Below are 15,855 nucleotides of genomic sequence, written 5' to 3'. Positions count from 1 at the left end.
TTATTCGGCTCCCTGCTGGGCGGCGGCGGCGAGGGGGTCCGGGCCGCGCGGGCGGTCGACGAGCTGCTCGCCGGTCGCCGCGAAGAACACCATCTCGGCGATGTTGGTCGCGTGATCGCCGATACGCTCCAGATTCTTGGCGATGAAGAGCAGGTGCGCCGACTGCGTGATGCTGGCCGGGTTCTCCATCATGTAGGTGAGCAGCGTGCGGAACAGGCTGTTGTAGAAATCGTCGACATGACGATCGGCTTCCTGCACCGCCACTGCCGCCGCTGCATCGCGCGCCGCATAGGCGTCGAGTGCGCCACGCACCATGTCGGAGACTGAACGCGCCATCGCCGGCAGGATCGCCATCGGCTCGCTGTTGCGCATGTCGGTGAGGAGGGGGACGCGCTTGGCGATGTTCTTGGCATAATCGCCGATGCGCTCGATCACGCCCGAGATCTTGAGCGCGGCGACCGCGTCGCGCAGATCGTCGGCCATCGGGGCGCGGAGCGCGATCAGGCGGATCACCTGGCGCTCGATCTCGGCCTCCAGCTCGTCGATCTTGCGATCTTCCTGCACGACGGCGGACGAGGCTTCCAGATCGAGGCGCGAAAGCGCCTGGATGCTTTCGGTGATCGCGGCTTCCGCGCGACCGCCCATTTCGGACACGAGGCCGCGAATTTGCCCCAGATCGCTGTCGAACGCTTTGACGGTGTGGCCGGTGGTCGCCATCTCATATCCCCAGTCGGCACCGCCCAGCCCGCCTGCAAAGAGCGCGGGCGTCAAGCTGGACGTATGGCTTCGCGAGCGCTCTGCACGCCAATTGTTACAATTGCGAGTAGCATGGGATTTGCAACAGAATCCGCCCCGAATCAGTGACCTTCCAGTGACAGCAGGCGATGTTTCGCGTCCTCGAGCGCTGATGCGGGGAGCGGCACCAGCCCGCGCGCGGCGAAGGCGCCGCCGGGCGCCAGCGCATCCGCGTAATAATCAAGCAGGCGGGGCAGGTGCGGCACGGCGGGGGCTTCGCTGGCCTTCCCGATCAGCAGCAGCGGCGCGCTCGCCGGATAATGGCCGGAGGCGATGCTGCCGGGCGTCGGCATGATCCCGTCGAGGGGAAGCATCTTCAGCGTGTCGGCATGGGCGACGGCTTGCGCATAAGGAAGGATGCCGATCGCGCCCGGCGTCGCGGCGACGGCTTGCGCCACCAGTTCCGCGTCGGCGCCATGGCCGCTGTAGCCGCCGTCGCGGCGGATCGCGCCATGGCCGGGGAGGAGGATGAGGTCGAACAATCCGTCCGCGATGGCCGGATCGGACGCGGGGCCTTCGATCCTGATCGGCGCGGCGGGCAGGGTGGGGTCGAGATCGCTCCAGCGTGCCGCGGTCTGCGTGAGCGCGCGGGTGAGGAGCGCGCGGGTGGGCGCCCAGTCCGGCGCGCCTCGGGCCGTCACGATGACGAAGGCGGTGAAGCCCAGCGGCACGCGCGCGATCCGCACGACGCCCCTGGCGGCGCAACGCCGCGCCTCCTCGGGCGTGAGATCGCGGGTGGCGATGACGATGTCCGGGTGGAGCCGCCCCGGTCCGTCGCAGAAGCGGGCGATGCCTTCGCCGCTGCCCCCGGCGCGGACCAGCGGGGCGATGGCGTCGGGCTCCTCGCGCATCAGCCGCTCAGCGGCGTAGGTCGAGAAAGGATAGGCCGCGCTCGATCCGACGACGTGGATCTGGTGCGGCGCCGGCCCGGCATCCGGCGTGCGGCTGCACCCGGCGGAGAGGAGGAGCAGGGCGGCGGCGAGCAGGGACGGCGTGCGCGACATGCGCCCTGCCTAGCCCGCCACAGGCCGCCCCGCCAGCTATTCGGCGGCGGCCGCCTTGCTGTCGAGCAGGATGGGCAGCAGCACCGTGATCGTGGTGCCGACGCCCTGCGTGCTGGCGATGTCGAGCCGGCCGCGATGGCGCTCGACGATATGCTTCACGATGGCGAGGCCGAGCCCCGTGCCGCCCACCGCGCGGCTCCGCCCGGCGTCGACGCGATAGAAGCGCTCGGTGAGGCGGGGGAGGTGCTGCGGCGCGATGCCCTCGCCCTCGTCGATCACCGCGAGGCGGAGCATGGTCGGCCCGCCGCGCGCCACCACGACGCGCACGGGGCGCACCGGATCGCCATATTTCAGCGCGTTGCTGACCAGATTGTGGAGAAGCTGCGAAAGCTGCGCGCGGTCGCCCGCGACGGGCGGGAGCCCTTCCTCGATCTGAAGCTCCACGCGCGACCGGCCGCTGCGATCGCCGCGCAGCGTGTCCGCCGTTTCCTTCGCCAGCGCGACCAGCGAGACCGCGTCGGCGGGCGCGCGATGCTTGTCCGCCTCGATGCGGGAGAGCGAGATCAGATCGTCCACCAGCCGCTGCATCCGCCGCGCCTCGCCCGCCATGATGCCGAGGAAGCGCTCGCGGACGGCGGCGTCGTCCGGGCCGTTGGCGTCCTCCAGCGTTTCGATGAAGCCGATCAGGCTGGCGAGCGGGGTGCGCAGCTCATGGCTGGCGTTGGCGACGAAATCGACGCGCATCCGCTCCGTGGCGCGGGTGGCGGTGCGATCGGTGAGGCGGACGACGCGCGTGGCCGGCCCAAGCGGCTGGACCGAGAGCGTCCAGTGGCGATCCGGGTGGCCGATGCCGATGATCTCGACGCTGCCGGCGGTGTTGCCCTCGCGGGTGAGCAGTTCGGTCGCGGCGGGATAGCGCACGGCGACGCGGACATCCTCGCCCACCATATGCTCGCCCAGCATGGCGACGGCGGCGGCGTTGGCGCGCACCACCATCCGCCCCTCGACCAGCAGCAGCGGCTCGTCGAGCGCGCCCAGCAGATCGTCGACCCCCGGCGTGGGGGCGGGGACGGGCTGGATCGCGGGCTCTTCCTCGGGCTCCAGATCGCCCCGGCTCCAGCGGCGGGCGGCGGTGAGCAACAAAGTGAGCCCCACGCCCGCGAGAATGCCCGCGAGCAGCACGACGGCGTCGCCGGCCGACGCGATGGCCAGCGCCAGACCGCAGATGACGGCCAGCGCCCCCATGATCGCGATCAGCCCGATACGCTCCATCAACACCACCTCGTCCCGCTTTGTGCCGCTTTGCCCGTCATACGCGCATCCGCCCCCTTATGATGGCCGATGTTTACGGATAAGAAAGGCTGAACGACCTATGTGGGGGCTTGATGGCTGAGGATTATGACAAGCCGGAGAAAGAGCCGGAGGCGGGAAGCCCCGGTTCTCCCGCGTTGCCGGGGCGTCGCGCGGCGCTGATGCTCGGCGCGGTGGCCGCTTCGTCGGTCGTCACGATCCGCCCGGCGCTGGCGTCGACGGCGGCGTCCGTCCTGAACTGCCGCATCCCGATCCCCGATCCCGGCCATGCGGGCGAGTATATCGCATCCGACGGCCGTCTGGTGCCGCCCGAGACCAAGGGCGCCTTCCGCCCCGCGCCGCGCGCCGTGACCGGCGAGGAAGCGAAGAAGATGATAAACGGCATGTCGCCGCCGGGCTTCGATCCCTCGGCGCGGCAGGCCTATGTCAATTATATCCGCCGGCTTCAGCAGGGCACGAGCGGCTTCACCTGCTACGCCTCGCTTCAGATGCCGCGCCCCTGAACCGGGGATGACGACGCCCGTCTATGCCGCCGATCCGCCCTCGGCGCGCGCGGTGGTGGAGCTGGACGAGCTGGTGGCGGTGCTCCATCGCCCCTCGGGCGCGACGCATCTGCTGGCATCGCCCGCCCCCGAACTGCTCGACGCGCTGGCCGAGGGGCCGGCCGACGCGCGCACGCTGCTGGAGCGGCTCTCCCGTCGCTATGATCTGATCGGTTCCGAAGCCGATGCCATCGAGGCGCGGATGGAGGAACTCGTCACCGCCGGGCTCGTCTGGCGGGCATGAGGCACGCGCACGCGGTCCGGGTCGGCCCGGTGGGCTTTCGCGTCGGTGCGGCGTGGCGGGCGCCCGTGGAGGCGCTGGCGGCGCTCTACGAAGGCTATCCCGAGCCCGAGGGCGCGATCCCCGACCTGACCGTCCGCCTCTATCCTGAGCGGCCGTGGAGGCGCTGGCTGCGGCCTTCGGTGGCGATCTCGGGGGATTATTGGCTGCCCGACGCCGCGCCCCTGCCGCTGGAGCAGGGGCTGCTCGCGGCCGAGATGGGGATGAACCTTCAGGTCGCGCTCGGCTGGCGGCGGCATCTGCTGCTGCACTGCTCGGCGGTGGAGCGGGGCGGGCGCGTGCTGTTGATGTCGGGCGCGTCGGGCTCGGGCAAGTCGACGCTGGCGACGCTGCTGGCGATGAATGGCTGGCGGTTCCTTGGCGACGAGTTCGCCTTCGTCTCGCTGGAGGATGGCCGCATCCACCCGTTCCCGCGTGCGGCGAGCCTCAAGAACCAGGCGATCGCGGCGGTGCGCCAGGCGGGCGGCACGGTCGGCCCGGTGATCGAGGATACGCCCAAGGGCCGCATCGGCTATTGGCGTCCACCCGCCGATGCCCTCGCGCGGATGGCCGAGACGGCGCCGCCTGCGCTGCTGCTCTTCCCGCGCTTCGGTTTCGCGGAAGCGGTCGAGCCGATGGCGCCGAGCGAGGCTTTCATGCGGCTGACGCAGGCTTCGACCAATTATGTGGCGCTGGGGGAAGCCGGCTTCACGGCCCTCTCGCGGCTGGTGCGGACGGTGCCCGCGCTCACCATCGACTATCCCGACAGCGCGACCGGCATGGCGCTGGCTGAGCGCCTGTGGAGCGAGGCATGACGGCGGCTCGCCTGCTGGTCGCGGCGTTGCGCGATCCGGGGAGCGTCGCGGGGCTCTCGGCGGAGCAATGGACGGCGCTCCTCACGGCGGCGCGCGCGGAGCGGCTGATCGGCACGCTGGCGCATCGGCTGGATCGGCGGAGCGTGCCGGAGGCGGTCGCCCGCATCCTCGCCGATGCCGAGGAGGGCGCGAAGCAGGAACGCCGGGCGGCCCTCTGGGAAGCGGAGATGGCGCGCCGCGCGCTGGCGTCGCTCGATTTGCCGGTGGTGCTGCTCAAGGGCACGGCCTTCGCGGCGGCGGGGCTCGATGCGGGGCAGGGGCGCTCGATCGGCGATCTCGACATCCTCGTGCCCCGTGATGCCCTTGATGCGGTGGAGCAGGCCCTGCGCGCCTTCGGCTGGGAGCCGGTCAAGGAAGACGCCTATGACGACGCCTATTATCGCCGCTGGATGCATGAGCTTCCGCCGCTGATCCACCGCGAGCGGGATCGGATGATCGACGTCCACCACACCATCCTGCCGCCGACCGCTCGGCCCACGCCCGACGCCGAGGCGCTGCTGGCCGATGCGGTGCCGCTGGGGAACGGGCTGTCGATCCTGTCGCCGGCGGACATGGTGGTCCACGCGGCTGCGCATCTCTACGCGGATGGCGATCTGGCCGGAGGCCTGCGCAACCTGTGGGACATCGACCGGCTGCTGCGCGAGTTCGCGAGCGACGATTTCTGGAGGCAACTCGACGAGCGGGCGCGACGGCATGATCTGGCCGGTGCCGTTCGTCGCGCCCTGCGGCAGGCGGCGGACCTCTACGGCGCGCCGATCCCGGATGGCTGGCGCGCGCGCTTCACCGTCGATCCGCTCTACCGCCGCCGCCTGCTCGCCCGCGATGGCTGGGGGCGGCAGGGGCACAGCTTCACCCGCCTTGGCTTCTACATCCGCTCGCACTGGCTACGAATGCCGCCGCTGATGCTCGCGCGCCACCTCTGGACCAAGGCGACGCGCAAACCGGCTTAGAGGCTGGCCAGCGCCGGGATCAGCTCGTCCCAATGGTCGATCAGCCGGTCCGCGCCCAGTTCGCTCGGCGGGCGGTCGGAAAAGCCGAAGCTCAGCGCGACGCAGGGGAGGCCAGCCGCTTTCGCGGTATCGGTGTCGGTGATCGAATCGCCAACGAACGCCGCCGGGCCTTCGCCACCCGCCCGCGCGATCGCCTCGAACAGCGGCGCGGGATCGGGCTTGCGCACCGGCAGCGTATCCCCGCCGACCACCGCCGCGAAGCGATCCTTCCAGCCGAGCGCGGCCAGCAGGTCGAAGGTCAGCGCCTCCAGCTTGTTGGTGCAGACCGCGATCTTCACGCCGTCCGCCTCCAGCGCGGCGAGCGCCTCTTCCACGCCGGGGAAGGGGCGGGTGTGATCGGCGATATGCGCTTCGTAATAGGCGAAGAAGATCGGGAAGCCTTCGTCGATCAGCGCTTCCGACACCTCGCCCGTCGCGGCGAGCCCGTTGCGCAGCAGCGCGCGCACGCCATGGCCGACCATGTGGCGGACATCCTCGGCAGGAACCGCCGGACGGCCGAGCTTGCCCAGCGTGTGGTTCAGCGAGGCGGTGAGGTCCGGCGCGGTGTCGGCCAGCGTTCCGTCGAGATCGAACACGACGGTGCGGAAGCGGGAGGTTTGGAAGGCGCTCATGGCGCGATCGAATGGCGGCGGGTGCTGGAATAAGCAAGCGCGCCGTGGCATCAGCCGGGCCATGACCCAACCGATCGCCACGCCCCGCCCATTCGCCGCCGTGATCCTCGCCGCCGGCAAGGGCACCCGCATGAAGTCCGATCTGCACAAGGTGCTCCATCCGGTCGCGGGGCGGCCGATGCTGATGCATCTGCTGGCCGGCATCGAGGCGCTGGGGCCGGTGGCGGAGGTGGTCGTCGTCGGCGCCGGTCGCGAGCAGGTGGAGAAGGCGGTCGAGCCGCGCGGCGCGCGCGTGGCGCTTCAGGAGCCGCAGCTCGGCACCGCGCACGCCGTCCAGCAGGCCGAGGCGGCGCTGGAGGGCTTCGATGGCGATGTCCTCATCCTCTACGGCGACGTGCCGATGGTCCAGACCGAGACGATGGCGCGGATGCTCGCGCGCCTGCACGAGGCGGATCGCCCGGCGGTGGTGGTGCTCGGCTTCCGCCCGGACGACGCGCTCGCTTATGGCCGCGTCATCGCCGACGAGAAGGGCACCATCGCCAAGATGGTCGAATATAAGGACGCGACCGAGGAAGAGCGCGCCGTGACGCTCTGCAATTCAGGCCTGATGGCGGTGCGCGGGGCGGATTTGTGGCCACTTCTCAAGCGCGTCGGCAACGCCAATGCGGCGGCTGAATATTACCTCCCCGACATCGTGATGCTGGCGGCGGAGGATGGCCGCCCGTCCGCCGTGATCGAGGCCGAGGCGTGGGAAGTGGCGGGCGTCAACAGCCGCGCCGAACTGGCCGGCATGGAGGCCGCCTGGCAGACCCGCCGCCGCGCGCAGGCGATGGCCGACGGCGCCACGCTGATCGCGCCCGAGACGGTGTGGTTCGCATGGGACACGCAGATCGGCCGGGATGTGACGATCGAGCCCAACGTCGTCTTCGGTCACGGCGTGAGCGTGGCGGACGGGGCGGTGATCCACGCCTTCAGCCATCTCGAAGGCGCGACCGTGGCGACGAAGGCCGACATCGGCCCCTTCGCGCGGCTCCGTCCGGGGGCCGTGATCGGCGAGAAGGCGCGCGTCGGCAACTTCGTCGAGGTGAAGAAGGCGACGCTGGGCGTGGGTGCCAAGGCCAACCACCTCTCCTACATCGGCGATGGCGATGTGGGCGCGGGCGCGAACATCGGCGCGGGCACGATCTTCTGCAACTATGACGGCTTCTTCAAATACCGCACCGTGGTGGGCGAGGGCGCGTTCGTCGGCTCGAACAGCGCGCTGGTGGCGCCCGTCACGATCGGCAAGGGCGCGATCGTGGCGGCGGGATCGGTGGTGACGAAGGACGTCGCCGCCGATGCGCTCGCCCTCGTCCGCCCCGGACAGGAGGAGAAGCCCGGCTGGGCCGCTCGCTTCCGTGCGCGGATGGCGGAGAAGAAGGCCGGCGCATAACCGGCACATGACCGCATGGTCATGAACGAGTAAGCGACGATTCAGCGCGGATTGCCTAGTAGGCGGCGTCCCTTCGCGATCGAAGGGCCGGGGAGTGAACATCTATGTGTGGCATCATCGGCATTCTGGGCAACGAAGCGGTCAGCGGGCGTCTGCTCGACGGGCTCAAGCGGCTCGAATATCGCGGTTATGATTCGGCTGGCATCGCCACCATCCATGATGGCGCGATCGATCGCCGCCGCGCGGCCGGCAAGCTCGACAATCTCGCCCGCGTGCTCGAGGCGGATCCGCTGCCGGGCGTCGTCGGCATCGCGCACACCCGCTGGGCGACCCATGGCGCGCCGACCGAGGATAATGCCCACCCGCACGCGACCGACGAAGTGGCCGTCGTCCACAACGGCATCATCGAGAATTTCAAGCCGCTGCGCGACGAGTTGATCGCCCGCGGCCGCAGCTTCAAGTCGCAGACCGACACCGAGGTGGTCGCCCACCTGATCTCCGAGCAGATCGAAGCGGGCGTCGAGCCGGTCGAGGCGGTGCGGCTGACGCTCAAGCGCCTCCATGGCGCCTTCGCGCTGGCGATCCTGTTCCGCTCGAACCCGGACCTGCTGATCGGCGCCCGCCTCGGCTCGCCGCTGGTGGTGGGCTATGGCCCAGAAGGAGAAAGGGGCGGCGAGACCTATCTCGGTTCCGACGCGCTGGCGCTGGCGCCGCTCACCCAGCAGATCGCCTATCTCGACGAGGGCGACTGGGTTGTCATCACGCGCGAGAAGACGCAGGTCTATGATCGCGACGATCAGCCGGTCGAGCGCGCCGTCACCGTCTCGGGCGCGTCGGGCGCGATGATCTCCAAGGGCAATTACCGCCACTTCATGCTCAAGGAGATCTACGAGCAGCCGACCGTCGTCGCCCAGACGCTGCGCGCCTATCTGCGCCGCTTCGAGGGCGAGCTGGCGCTGCCGACCGAGGATTTCGATCTCGCCGGCGTCAAGCGCGTCACCATCGTCGCGTGCGGCACCAGTTTTTACGCCGGCATGGTCGCCAAATACTGGTTCGAGCAGTTCGCCCGCGTCCCCGTCGACATCGATGTGGCGAGCGAGTTCCGCTATCGCGAGCCGGTGATGGAGGAGGGCGGCCTCGCGCTCTTCATCTCGCAGTCGGGCGAGACGGCGGACACGCTGGCGGCGCTCCGCCATGCCCGCGCGTCGGGCCAGAAGATCGCGGTGGTGGTGAACGTCCCCACCTCGACGATGGCGCGCGAGGCGGACCTGCTGCTCCCCACCCACGCCGGGCCGGAGATCGGCGTCGCCTCGACCAAGGCCTTCACCTGTCAGCTCGCGGTGCTGGCCGCCTTCGCCGCCAATCTGGCACGCGCCAAGGGCCGCATCGATCGCGAGGAAGAGAAGCGCATCGTCCGCCATCTCTCGGAGGCGCCCGCCGCGATCAACGGCGCGCTCGCCTATGACGAGGCGATCGAGGCGATGGCGGGCGCGATCTCCAAGGCGCGCGACGTGCTCTATCTCGGCCGCGGCCCGGACTATCCGCTGGCGCTCGAAGGGGCGCTGAAGCTCAAGGAGATCAGCTATATCCACGCCGAGGGCTATGCCGCCGGCGAGATGAAGCATGGCCCGATCGCGCTGATCGACGAGCATGTGCCGGTGATCGTGATCGCGCCCTCGGGGCCGCTGTTCGAGAAGACCGTCTCCAACATGCAAGAGGTGCAGGCGCGCGGCGGTCAGGTGATCCTGATCTCGGACTATGACGGCGTGGAAGCGGCCGGCGAGAACTGCATCGCCACCATCACCATGCCCAAGGTCCACCCGCTGATTGCGCCGATCGTCTATGCGATCCCGGTGCAGTTGCTCGCCTATCATGTCGCGGTGGCCAAGGGCACCGACGTCGATCAGCCGCGCAACCTCGCCAAGAGTGTCACGGTCGAGTGACCGGTTGAGAGGGCGGTTCCCGTTCGGGAGCCGCCACGCATTCCGTTGTCGTCGCGCCGCCGCTATGCAGGCAGGCCAAGGCGCATAGACGCCGCAAGGGAGATGCGTTTTGTCTCATGTCGTGATTGTCGGTGGCGGTTTCTCGGGCGCGTTGCTCGCGATCAATCTGGTGCGTCATGACGGGCCGCGCGCCACGCTGATCGAGCGGCGCTCGGTGCCGGGGCGCGGCACCGCTTATTCGACCGCGCATCCCCGGCATCTGCTGAACGTCCGCGCCGCGAACATGAGCGCCTACCCGGACGATCCCGATCATTTCACCCGCTGGCTGGCGGGCTGTTCGGAGTATGACGGCTCGCATTTCGTGCCGCGCCAGATCTACGGCGACTATCTGGAGCAGATGCTCCACGAGGCGATCGAGCGGAGCACGGGGCGTCTCGCGGTCGTCCGTGGCGATGCGGTGGATATCGAGCCTTCCGGCCACGGCCAGCGCGTGCTGCTGGCGGACGGCTCGTCGGTCGAGGGGGATGTGGTGGCGCTGGCGGTCGGCAACCTGCCGCCGACGACTCCGCCCGGCATCGGCGAGGCGGCGCTGGCCGATGAACGCTATATCGCCGATCCCTGGCACGGCTCGCTGATGGAGGGCTTGCCGCCGGAGGGCATGGTGGCGGTGATCGGCACGGGGCTCACCATGGTCGACGTGGCGCTGCTGCTCGACGCCGAGGGTTTTCGCGGCCGGGCGCTGGCGCTGTCCCGGCATGGCTTCACGCCGCAGCCGCATCGTCATGAGGTGGTGGAGCCGTCGCGCACCGAGCGGCCGCCGACCGATGCGGTGGGGATGCTCCGGGCGCTCCGTCAGCGCGCGCGGGAGGTGCCGTGGCGCGTCGCGGTCGATGAGCTGCGCCCCTATACGCAGGGCCTTTGGCGGGCGATGTCGAGGACGGATCGCGCGCGCTTCCTGCGCCACCTCCGGCCGTGGTGGGATGTGCATCGCCACCGCATCTCGCCGCTCGTCGCCGGGAAGCTGGAGCGGATGGAGGCCGAGAACCGGCTTGCCATCGAGGCCGGACGCCTCGTCTCGGTGGAGCCCTGCGCGGAGGGGCTCACCATCCGCTATCGCCCGCGCGGAAGCGCGGAGGTGCGCGAGCTGGTCGCCGCCAAGCTCGTCAACGCGACCGGGCCGCAGGGCGATCTGGGCCGTGCCCGCGAACCGCTGCTGCGCGCCTTGCGCGATCGCGGGCGGCTGCGGGCCGACCCGCTCGGCATCGGCCTCGACGTCGATCAGGACTCGCGCGCCATCGACCGCGACGGCAAGGCGTCGGACGAACTGCTCGTGATCGGCCCGATGACGCGCGGCGCCTTCTGGGAGATCGTCGCCGTGCCGGACATCCGCCGCCAGGCCTGGAGCATCGCCCGCCGCCTCGCCAATTCGCATTGGGTCGAGGGCGAGGGGCTCTGATCTCCGATTGCCGCGATTTCCGAGTCAGCGGATGAGTCCATCCGCTTCGAAATCGCTCTAGATCGCCCCGATCAGCGGCGTGAAGGCCTTGGCATAGAGCGGGGTGCCGAAGCGCGAGAGCGCCACATTGCGCAGGAAGCCCGGCAGGGTGCGGACCTTGTCGCGCTTGCCGCTCTGCTTCTGCACCCACTGGACGCGGCCGAGGCGGCGCGCGGAGAAGGCCTCCAGCGCGGCCGGAACCGATCCGGCGTCTGCCAGTGTCTCGGCCAGCACCAGCGCATCCTCCAGCGCCATGCCCGCGCCCTGCGCCATGCTGGGCGAGGTGGCGTGGGCGGCGTCGCCGATCAGCACGACGCGGCCCTTGTGGCGGATTTGCGCCGGAATCTCGCGCAGGCGGGCGGCATGGATCGGCTGGGCCTCGTCGAGGCTTCTGATGATCGGGCGCAGCGGCTCCGCGAAGCCGGAGAAGAGATCGCTGAGGATGCGGGCCGGCGGCACGCGGTCATGCGCGCCTTCCGCCGCCGCGACGTCGCCATAGATGTAGAGCTTGCCCTCCTCGACGGGGATCGCAAGCAGCGTCCGCTTGGGGCCAAGCATCGCCGTCCAGCCGGTGAGGCCGAAGCGGTTGTCCACGATCGTCCGCCAGCAGGCGATGCCGAGATCGCGCGGCGCCTCCGCCCCGAAGACGAGATCGCGGATGGTCGACTGGATGCCGTCCGCGCCGATCACGAGGTCGTAGGTCTGCGTAGAGCCGTCGCTGAAGGTGACGTGCGCGCCCACGCCATCCGAATGGACGCCCGCGACCGCGAGACCATGGCGGATCGGCGCCCCGCTGAGCGCGTCCCCGAGGATGCCCTGCAAGCCCGCGCGCGAGAGCGAGAGGCAGCCGCCGCACGCCTGCCAGAAGGCCTTGAGGTCCACCTCGTTGAGCAGACGGCCGCTGCTCTCGTAGATGCGCTGGCGGTCGATCGGGGAGGCGGTCGCGCGCACGCGGTCGAGCGCGCCGAGCTGGCCCAGCGCGCGCACCGCGTTGCCGGGCAGATACATGCCCGCGCCGCGCGCCGTGACGGCGGCTTCCCGCTCGATGATGTCGCAATCGATGTTCCGGGCGCGCAGGGCGAGGGCCATGGCGAGGCCGGCGATGCCGGCGCCGGCGACGAGGATTTTCATGGGGGCGGTCTTTCGGACGGTAAGCATACTGCTTGAGCGAAGGGGGAGAGGGCGGAGCGCGCCCTCCGGTGGAGGTTCGCGGCCTGCGCGCCGGCGGTTACAGGATCTCGAAGACGCTGTAGACCGGCCCCGACGGCAGGCGATGGCCGATGCCGGCGGCCGCGATGCCGTTCAGCCAGGCATAGGCCGGCACCGAGGTCGAGAAGCGGGGCAGGATGCGGAAATAATAGGCCGCCGGGTCCACCTCCTCGCCACGCGCGAGCTGCGCCATCACCTCGGCCGGGCCGTGGCGGAAGCCTGTGTAGCTCATCGCGATCAGTGCTTCGTCGGCGGTACGCAGCACGATGCGCGCGTCCAGCAGCACCGAGCCATCGCCACGCAGCGTCTGCCAGTCGCTGCCGCCGGGCAGCACGGTGCCGGAGAGGCGCTCGCCCTCGAAGCGGCCGCCGGGGATATCGCCGATCCGAGTCTCCGTGCCGGCGGGGCCGCCGGGGGTGTAGGGCGGGTCGACCGCCACCTGAAGCGTGAAGAGCGGGCGGGTGCGGAGCGTTTGGAGCGCTTCGGGAAGCGGCGGGAGCGTCATGCGGATCGACCTCGGGCTGCGGGGCAGGGAGAGGCCTCCTAGCGCGGGGCAGGCCGCGCTGGCGAGGCCCGTTTATCGCGAAGCCGCGTCCAGTTCGGCGGCCAGCGTCTCGATCAGGCGGGCGGCGGGCATGGCGCGGGCGAGCGGCGCGCCTTGCCCCGCCCATTGCGCGCCATAGCCGAACTCGCCCTTCGCCTTGCCGGCGGCGTGGAGTGCTTTGCCGAGATCATAGGCGATCGGATAGGCGGGCACCTCGCCGGGTGCGATATGCTCGCCCAAAGCGGTGAAGCGGTTGGCGAGGCTCCGCGCCGGGCGGCCGGAGATGGCGCGGGTCATGGTCGTGTGGTGCGCCGCCTCGCTGACGAGCGCGGCGCGGTAGCCGGCGTCGGCCATGCTCTCGTCGGCGAGCAGGAAGGCGGTGCCGAGCTGCGCGGCCGAGGCGCCGAGCTTGAGCGCGGCGGCGATCCCTGCGCCATCCATGATGCCGCCAGCCGCGATCACCGGCAGGTCGATCTCGCGGGCGAGGAGACGGGTGAGCGCCAACGTGCCGAGGCGATCGTCGGGGGCTTGTGGGTCGAAGCTGCCGCGATGGCCGCCGGCTTCCCAGCCCTGCGCCACGATCGCGTCTATGCCCGCCGCCGCGACCCGCCGGGCCTCGGCAAGGCTGGTGGCGGACGCGAGCAGCGTGATGCCCGCCTCGCGCAACGCCGCGATCGTGGCGGGTCGGGGCAGGCCGAAATGGAAGCTCACCACGCCCGGCCGCTCTTCGATCAGCATGGCCAGCATGGCGTCGTCCTCGACGAAGCTCTTGTAGATCTCGTGGAGCGCGGTGGGCGGGGTGGCCCCGAGCGCCTCGAAGGCGGGGCGCAGCCGCTCGATCCACGCCGCCTCGACGGCCGCATCCGCGATCGCCGGGCGATGGGTGAAGAGATTGACGTTGAGCGGGCCGGCGGAGCGCTCGCGCACCGCCCGGATCATCGTCCGGGCACCCTCGGCATCGGTAGCTCCGACGCCGAGCGAGCCGAGCGCGCCGGCCTCGCTCACCGCCGCCGCCATCGCCGGCGAGGAGATGCCCGCCATCGGTGCCTGGATGATCGGCAGGCGGATGCCAAGCCGGTCCAGCAGGGACTTGGTCATAAGCTATCTCCTCGCGGGCTCAGGGGTTTCAGCCGGCCTTTTCCGCCATCTTGGCGCGATATTGGGCGACGGGCATTCCGCCCCATCCCCAATTCTCCATCTCGACCTCCTGGAAGACCACCCAGGTCCAGTCGAGCGGCTTGCCGAGGACGTCGCGCAGGACTTCGCTCATCCCCTTGTAGATCGCGGCCTTCTGCTCGGCGGTGACATGATCGACGCCGGGCTCGGTGCCCTCGCGGGTGAGTTGGACGGTGACGATGGGCATGATGGGTCTCCTGGGGTCTGGAGGATCAGTGACCGGCGCTCTGGCCGCCGTCGACGTGCAGGATCTCGCCCGTCACGAAGCAGGCGGTCTCAAGATAAAGGACGGCGCCCACGATGTCCGCCAGCTCGCCCATGCGGCCGACCGGGTGCAGGCCGGCGAGGAACTCGTGCGTCTCGGGGGCGTGCATCGGGGTCTTGATGATGCCGGGGGAGACGGCGTTCACGCGGATGCCGCGCTTGGCATATTCGATCGCGAGGCTCTTGGTCGCGGCGTTCAGGCCGCCCTTGGTGAGCGAGGCCAGCACCGATGGCACGTTGGAGTTCGCCTGATCGACGAGGCTGGTCGTGATGTTGATGACATGGCCGCGGCCCTGGCTCTCCATCGCGGCGATCGCCGCCTGCGTGATGAAGAAGAAGCCGTTGAGGTTGGTCGCGAGCTTCTGGTGATACTGCTCGGCCGTATACTTCGTGAATGGGCTCGCGATGAAGATGCCGGCGTTGTTCACCAGCGTGTCGACGCGGCCGAAACGCTCCAGCGCTTCCCTGATGACGCGCGGGCCGGTCTCGGGATCGCCGATGTCGCCGGCGACGGTGAGCAGGTCGGGATGGGTCGACGGCTTGATCGAGCGCGAGGTGGCGACCACGCGGTAGTTGCGGTCGAGATAGGCCTTCACCAGCGCCTCGCCGATGCCCTGCGACGCGCCGGTGATGACGGCGACTTTCTGTTCGGTACCCATGACGTAATCCTCGATGTTTCCAAGGTCGGCGCGGGGGTGCGCCGCATGGGATTCCATCTAGACCCGATCATGAGTCGCGCGAATATATGCTATTCGGGAGATACTCTTCCGTTTGGCGAACGAATGAGGAGTGCTCAGCTCGTTTCCTTGACGTGCTTCAGCAGATTGTCGCGCACGCGCACCAATTCCTTCTGCACGCGTGCGAACTCGTCGGGGGCGAGGCCGGTGGGCTTGACCAGCGAGGTCTGCCCGCCCTTCTCGCGGAGCTGGCGGCCGGCGTCGGTGAGCAGGATGCGAACCTGCCGCTCGTCGGCAGGATCGCGGCGGCGGCTGATATAGCCCAGCGTCTCCAGCTTCTTGAGCAGCGGGGTCAGGGTGTTGGATTCGAGGAACAGCTTCTCGCCGAGCGTGCCGACGGTGATGTCGTCCTCCTCCCACAGGGCTACGATCGTGATCCACTGGGTGTAGGTGATGCCCAGTTCCTCCAGGATCGGCTTGTACGCGCGTCCGAAGGCGAGATTGGCGGAATAGGTGGCGAAGCACAGGAAATCCCCGAGCTTGCGGGAGCTGGCGGGGGAGGGGGGATCGGTACGGGCCATGGCTGTCCTCATAAGCTGCCACCTCCATATAGATCGGATGCGATAGAATCGGAAGGGGGTAGAGGGAAATTCCCGTCCGCCCTTTCGTTCGATGGAAGAGTGGGTA

17 protein-coding genes are annotated in these 15,855 nt (G+C 69.8%); 7 read left to right on the top strand and 10 right to left on the bottom strand.

Going from position 1 to position 15,855, the window contains the following annotated elements:
- The 3 genes from phoU to FHS98_RS05065 form a co-directional block, all read right to left on the bottom strand.
- Entirely contained in the window at positions 1-717 is a 717-nt protein-coding gene (gene phoU / locus FHS98_RS05075; RefSeq protein ID WP_167101734.1) for a phosphate signaling complex protein PhoU, read from the bottom strand.
- A 140-nt stretch (positions 718-857) separates the two neighbouring features.
- Positions 858-1,799, bottom strand: coding sequence for a PstS family phosphate ABC transporter substrate-binding protein (locus FHS98_RS05070; protein WP_167101010.1), 942 nt, complete (start codon positions 1,797-1,799; stop codon positions 858-860).
- 36 nt (positions 1,800-1,835) lie between these two features.
- Positions 1,836-3,071, bottom strand: a complete 1,236-nt coding sequence (locus FHS98_RS05065; protein WP_167101007.1) for an ATP-binding protein — start codon at positions 3,069-3,071, stop codon at positions 1,836-1,838.
- A gap of 113 nt (positions 3,072-3,184) precedes the next feature.
- Between FHS98_RS05065 and FHS98_RS05060 the strand changes: the two genes are divergently transcribed.
- The 4 genes from FHS98_RS05060 to FHS98_RS05045 are packed head-to-tail and all read left to right on the top strand — an operon-like array spanning position 3,185 to position 5,757.
- Positions 3,185-3,613, top strand: coding sequence for a hypothetical protein (locus FHS98_RS05060; RefSeq protein ID WP_167101004.1), 429 nt, complete (start codon positions 3,185-3,187; stop codon positions 3,611-3,613).
- Positions 3,614-3,620: 7 nt separating this feature from the next.
- Positions 3,621-3,896, top strand: a complete 276-nt coding sequence (locus FHS98_RS05055; protein WP_167101001.1) for an HPr-rel-A system PqqD family peptide chaperone — start codon at positions 3,621-3,623, stop codon at positions 3,894-3,896.
- On the top strand, positions 3,893-4,747 hold the full coding sequence (locus FHS98_RS05050) for an HprK-related kinase A (protein WP_167100998.1): 855 nt from the start codon (positions 3,893-3,895) through the stop codon (positions 4,745-4,747). Before FHS98_RS05055 ends, FHS98_RS05050 begins: the two co-directional genes overlap by 4 nt.
- Positions 4,744-5,757, top strand: coding sequence for a nucleotidyltransferase domain-containing protein (locus tag FHS98_RS05045; protein ID WP_167100995.1), 1,014 nt, complete (start codon positions 4,744-4,746; stop codon positions 5,755-5,757). Before FHS98_RS05050 ends, FHS98_RS05045 begins: the two co-directional genes overlap by 4 nt.
- On the opposite strand, the gene gph is transcribed toward FHS98_RS05045, so the two are convergent.
- A complete protein-coding gene (gph, locus tag FHS98_RS05040; RefSeq protein WP_167100992.1) occupies positions 5,754-6,428 on the bottom strand; it encodes a phosphoglycolate phosphatase in 675 nt (224 codons plus the stop codon). The two genes, FHS98_RS05045 and gph, sit on opposite strands and share 4 nt — an antisense overlap.
- Positions 6,429-6,489: 61 nt before the next feature.
- Here gph and glmU point away from each other — a divergent pair, with 61 nt between their 5' ends.
- The 3 genes from glmU to FHS98_RS05025 all read left to right on the top strand — a co-directional run bounded on the left by glmU (position 6,490) and on the right by FHS98_RS05025 (position 11,259).
- On the top strand, positions 6,490-7,860 hold the full coding sequence (gene glmU, locus FHS98_RS05035) for a bifunctional UDP-N-acetylglucosamine diphosphorylase/glucosamine-1-phosphate N-acetyltransferase GlmU (protein ID WP_167100989.1): 1,371 nt from the start codon (positions 6,490-6,492) through the stop codon (positions 7,858-7,860).
- Positions 7,861-7,964: 104 nt separating this feature from the next.
- Positions 7,965-9,803, top strand: a complete 1,839-nt coding sequence (gene glmS / locus FHS98_RS05030; protein ID WP_167100986.1) for a glutamine--fructose-6-phosphate transaminase (isomerizing) — start codon at positions 7,965-7,967, stop codon at positions 9,801-9,803.
- Between the two features lie 109 nt (positions 9,804-9,912).
- Entirely contained in the window at positions 9,913-11,259 is a 1,347-nt protein-coding gene (locus FHS98_RS05025) for an FAD/NAD(P)-binding protein (protein WP_167100983.1), read from the top strand.
- Positions 11,260-11,316: 57 nt separating this feature from the next.
- On the opposite strand, the gene FHS98_RS05020 is transcribed toward FHS98_RS05025, so the two are convergent.
- The 6 genes from FHS98_RS05020 to FHS98_RS04995 all read right to left on the bottom strand — a co-directional run bounded on the left by FHS98_RS05020 (position 11,317) and on the right by FHS98_RS04995 (position 15,749).
- The gene (locus tag FHS98_RS05020) at positions 11,317-12,429 is read right to left on the bottom strand and encodes an FAD-dependent monooxygenase (protein WP_167100979.1); all 1,113 of its coding nucleotides are present in this window, start codon (positions 12,427-12,429) and stop codon (positions 11,317-11,319) included.
- A gap of 97 nt (positions 12,430-12,526) precedes the next feature.
- Positions 12,527-13,012, bottom strand: a complete 486-nt coding sequence (locus tag FHS98_RS05015; RefSeq protein ID WP_167100975.1) for a DUF3237 domain-containing protein — start codon at positions 13,010-13,012, stop codon at positions 12,527-12,529.
- Positions 13,013-13,084: 72 nt separating this feature from the next.
- Positions 13,085-14,149 (bottom strand): NAD(P)H-dependent flavin oxidoreductase, encoded by a 1,065-nt coding sequence (locus tag FHS98_RS05010; RefSeq protein WP_167100972.1) that lies wholly within the window; start codon positions 14,147-14,149, stop codon positions 13,085-13,087.
- 28 nt (positions 14,150-14,177) lie between these two features.
- Positions 14,178-14,414: a tautomerase family protein gene (locus tag FHS98_RS05005; protein ID WP_167100969.1), complete on the bottom strand. Its 237-nt coding sequence runs from the start codon at positions 14,412-14,414 to the stop codon at positions 14,178-14,180.
- Between the two features lie 25 nt (positions 14,415-14,439).
- Positions 14,440-15,150, bottom strand: a complete 711-nt coding sequence (locus tag FHS98_RS05000) for an SDR family NAD(P)-dependent oxidoreductase (RefSeq protein WP_167100966.1) — start codon at positions 15,148-15,150, stop codon at positions 14,440-14,442.
- 134 nt (positions 15,151-15,284) lie between these two features.
- The gene (locus FHS98_RS04995) at positions 15,285-15,749 is read right to left on the bottom strand and encodes a MarR family winged helix-turn-helix transcriptional regulator (protein ID WP_167100963.1); all 465 of its coding nucleotides are present in this window, start codon (positions 15,747-15,749) and stop codon (positions 15,285-15,287) included.
- Positions 15,750-15,855: the final 106 nt, after the last annotated feature.

This window comes from Sphingomonas oligoaromativorans, assembly GCF_011762195.1.
GTDB classification, from domain to species: domain Bacteria; phylum Pseudomonadota; class Alphaproteobacteria; order Sphingomonadales; family Sphingomonadaceae; genus Solisphingomonas; species Solisphingomonas oligoaromativorans.
Note: the sequence above shows the minus strand (reverse complement) of the source record. Positions and strands in the feature narration are given on the sequence as shown.